At 72.3% G+C, this 4,095-nt stretch carries 2 protein-coding genes and 2 pseudogenes; 1 reads left to right on the top strand and 3 read right to left on the bottom strand.

Translation table 11 applies throughout. From position 1 onward, the window contains the following. Positions 1–795, top strand: a pseudogene (locus tag AE652_RS36730) (hypothetical protein); the annotation flags it as partial. Between the two features lie 72 nt (positions 796–867). Here the strand turns inward: AE652_RS36730 and ahcY are convergent. The 3 genes and pseudogenes from ahcY to AE652_RS36715 all read right to left on the bottom strand — a co-directional run. Beyond that, positions 868–2,316 carry an adenosylhomocysteinase gene (ahcY, locus tag AE652_RS36725; RefSeq protein WP_049659437.1) on the bottom strand — a complete coding sequence of 483 codons (1,449 nt, stop codon included), beginning with the start codon at positions 2,314–2,316 and terminating at the stop codon, positions 868–870. Positions 2,317–2,672: 356 nt separating this feature from the next. Beyond that, positions 2,673–3,650 (bottom strand): cation diffusion facilitator family transporter, encoded by a 978-nt coding sequence (locus AE652_RS36720; RefSeq protein WP_049659434.1) that lies wholly within the window; start codon positions 3,648–3,650, stop codon positions 2,673–2,675. Between the two features lie 79 nt (positions 3,651–3,729). Next, positions 3,730–4,095, bottom strand: a pseudogene (locus tag AE652_RS36715) (hypothetical protein); the annotation flags it as partial.

Raw genomic sequence — 4,095 nt, 5'->3', positions numbered from 1 at the left:
CCCACCGCCCCGGTCTCGCTCGCGCCGTCCCCGACGGCCGCGCCGACCCCGGCGGCGCGGACCGGTCCGCTGAGCGCCGAGGCCCGCTTCGGCTGGCTGCCGTCGTGGCTGGCCCGGCCGGCCGTCGGCTACGCGAACAGCGACAGCCGTTCCGTCACCACCGCGGCCACCACCACCGCCGTCCTCAACGCGACCCCCGCCCTGAAGCTGGAGCTGCTGCGCGGCCCCGGCGAGTCCCCCGCCCCCGGACAGCACACGGCCCCCGCGCCCCCGGTCGCCGGCCGGGAGGCCCAGTGGCTGCTCACCGACGCGTCGGGATCCCTGGGCGGGCTGCGCTGGCTGACCGCCTCCGGCCGCTGGGCCCAGCTGACCGCCACCCTGTGGTTGGACGCGAAGGTCCAGGACGACCTGCTCCGGGTCGCGGCCGGCGCCGAGTTCGGCAGTCGGGACGTCCCGTTCCCGGTGCGCCCGACCGGCCTGCCCGCCGACCTCGGGCTGCGGAACGCCGAGGTCCACCGGCCCACCAGGGACTCCGAGCCCCCGTGGAGCGCCATCCTGTCGTACACCGTCGGCGACAAGTGGCTGAGCGTCACGGTCCAGCCGGACGGCTTCGGGAAGTTCGCGGACGGCCGGCCGAACGGCGGCACCCCGGTGTGCCGGGTCGAGAAGGGCGTCCAGCTCTGCGCCAACGGCACCGCGGCGGGGCTCCCGGCCGTCCAGGGGGCCGGCGGACTGGCGGGTCTGCTCGAGCGGTTCGAGGTGCTCGGCGCGGACGAGGCCTCCTGGACCCGCTGAACCGCCCCGGCGGAACGCCGACGGCCGGCGCCCCCGGAGGGGAGGGCGCCGGCCGTCGGATCCGCTGATCGGTCAGTAGCGGTACTGCTCCGACTTGAACGGGCCCTCGACCGGGACGCCGATGTAGTCGGCCTGCTCCTGGCTCAGGGTGGTCAGCTTCACGCCCAGCGCGTCGAGGTGCAGGCGGGCGACCTTCTCGTCCAGGTGCTTCGGCAGCACGTAGACGCCGATCGGGTACTGCTCGGTCTTCGTGAACAGCTCGATCTGGGCGATCGTCTGGTTGGCGAAGGAGTTGGACATCACGAAGGACGGGTGGCCGGTCGCGTTGCCCAGGTTCAGCAGGCGGCCCTCGGAGAGGACGATGATGGTGCGGCCGTCGGCCTTGCGCCACTCGTGGACCTGCGGCTTGACCTCGGTCTTCACGACGCCGTCGAGCTTGGCCAGGCCGGCCATGTCGATCTCGTTGTCGAAGTGGCCGATGTTGCCGACGATGGCCTGGTGCTTCATCCGGGCCATGTGCGAGGCCATGATGATGTCCTTGTTGCCGGTCGTGGTGATGAAGATGTCGGCGATCTCCACGACCTCCTCCAGGGTGGTGACCTGGTAGCCGTCCATCGCCGCCTGCAGCGCGCAGATCGGGTCGATCTCGGTGACGATCACGCGGGCGCCCTGGCCGCGCAGCGACTCGGCGCAGCCCTTGCCGACGTCGCCGTAGCCGCAGACGACCGCGACCTTGCCGCCGATCAGGACGTCGGTGGCGCGGTTGATGCCGTCGATCAGCGAGTGGCGGCAGCCGTACTTGTTGTCGAACTTCGACTTGGTGACCGAGTCGTTGACGTTGATGGCCGGGAACAGCAGCTGGCCGTCACGGTGCATCTCGTACAGGCGGTGGACACCGGTGGTGGTCTCCTCGGTCACGCCCTTGATCGTGGAGGCGACCTCGGTCCACTTGTTCGGGGTGTCCTTGAGGGTGCGGTTGAGCAGCTCCAGGATGATCCGGAACTCGTCGTTGTCCGCGGTGGACGGGTCCGGCGCGACGCCGGCCTTCTCGAACTCGACGCCCTTGTGGATCAGCAGGGTGGCGTCGCCGCCGTCGTCCAGGATCATGTTCGGGGTCTTGCCGTCAGGCCAGGTCAGGGCCTGCTCGGTGCACCACCAGTACTCCTCCAGGGTCTCGCCCTTCCAGGCGAAGACCGGCACGCCCTGCGGGTTCTCCGGGGTGCCCTCCGGGCCGACGGCGATGGCGGCGGCCGCGTGGTCCTGGGTGGAGAAGATGTTGCAGGAGCACCAGCGGACCTCGGCACCGAGCGCCGTCAGGGTCTCGATCAGCACGGCGGTCTGGATGGTCATGTGCAGCGAGCCGGTGATGCGGGCGCCGGCCAGCGGCTGCGCCTCGGCGTACTCGGCGCGGATCGCCATCAGACCGGGCATCTCGTGCTCGGCCAGCTGGATCTCCTTGCGGCCGAACGGCGCCAGGGAAAGGTCGGCGACCTTAAAGTCACCGGTGATGTCGGTCGACATGCGTCTGCTCCTCGCTGATGGGGGTGGGGCCATAGGTCCGGGCGTGCGTCGCGTGCGTCAGGCCGTACGGGTGCACGGCCACGCCGGGACCGCCGGGTCCGTGGTGGTGGACCGGCTTCCCGTTGCGCAGCACAAACCGTCGGAGGACCTCTCTCCCTCGACCGGCGCGCGCCCCGCGGGGTGCGGACCGCCGATCGACCGCCATCAGCAGCGACGTTCTGGCTCTGGTGACGAATCTACACCGATGGCCCCGCCGGCCGTCCGCCGATGACCGATTTCGGCCCCCGGTCCGACCCGCTCTCAAGCCGGGCCCCAGGACGGGCCGGTGTGCGGGGCAGGTCGGTGCGCGGGAGGGGTCAGTGCGCGCCGCCCGGGCCGGGGCCGCCGGGCGTGGCGGCCGGGTCGTCGCCCGCCGCGGCCTTCTCGGCGCTGTACACGTCGGGCTCCAGGTAGATCGCCCGGGCGATCGGGACCACCGCGCGGACCCGCGACTCGGCGGCGTCGATCGCCTCCGCGACCCGGGCGGCGCTGTCCTCCGCGTTGACGGCGATCTTGGCCGCGACCAGCAGCTCCTCCGGGCCGAGGTGCAGGGTGCGCATGTGGATCACCCGGGTGACCGCCTCGCCGTCCACCAGCGCCTCCCGGATCCGGCGCACCGAGTCCTTGTCGGCCGACTCGCCGAGCAGCAGCGACTTGGTCTCCAGGGCGAGCACCACGGCGATCACCACCAGCAGGAGGCCGATGCACAGGGTGCCGATGCCGTCCCAGACGCCGTCGCCGGTGATCACGGTGAGCCCGACGCCGAACAGCGCGAGCACCAGCCCGATCAGCGCGCCGGTGTCCTCCAGCAGCACCACCGGCAGCTCCGGCGCCTTGGCGGTGCGGATGAACTGGGTCCAGCTCTGCTTGCCCTTGGCCTTCTCCGACTCCCGCATCGCGGTCAGGAAGGACCAGCCCTCCATGCCGATGGCGAAGACCAGCACGCCGACCGCCCAGCCCCAGGAGTCCAGCGCCTCCGGGTGGCTGATCTTGTGCCAGCCCTCGTAGACCGCGAACAGGCCGCCGACGCTGAACAGCACGATGGCCACCAGGAAGCCGTACACGTAGCGCTCGCGGCCGTACCCGAAGGGGTGCTCCTCGTCGGCCGCCCGGCGCGCCCGCTTGCCGCCGATCAGCAGCAGTACCTGGTTGCCGGAGTCGGCCACCGAGTGCACGCCCTCGGCCAGCATCGAGGAGGAGCCGGTGAAGCCGAAGGCGGTGAACTTGGCCACGGCGATCGCCAGGTTCGCGGACAGCGCCGCGATCAGTGCCTTGGTACCGCCTTCGGTGCTCATGCTTCCAGGTCCTCACGGGTCGGTCGGCGTCGTCGAGCGCTTACCGTACCGGCCCCGGGGGCCCGATCGGCCGACCGTCTCAGGACTGCGCGGCGGCGAGCCCCAGGTAGACGGCGGCGAAGTCGGTCAGCGCGACCAGGTCGGCCAGCGCGTGCAGCGCGTCCGGCCGGGTGCTCGCGTACTCGGTCAGCCGGACGTCGTGCGCGGCGGCCAGCCGGTGCGCCCGGGAGACGCCGAAGCTGCGCGGCCCGGCGTCCTCCTCCGGCACCTCGGCCGGGCCGTCCTGCTCGTCCGGCGCCGCCGGGCCGGCCGCGCCGGGGGCGTGCCGCAGCAGCAGGACCTGGAGGTGCAGCGGGTCCGGCTCCTCGACCCGGTCGCGGAAGAAGTCGTCCGGATCGGCGCCCGCGCCCAACTGCCCGGTGAACATGCCGCGGTGGGCGGTGAG

Origin of the sequence: Kitasatospora sp. MY 5-36, from assembly GCF_001182915.1 — a bacterium.
Lineage (GTDB): Bacteria > Actinomycetota > Actinomycetes > Streptomycetales > Streptomycetaceae > Kitasatospora.
Note: the sequence above shows the minus strand (reverse complement) of the source record. Positions and strands in the feature narration are given on the sequence as shown.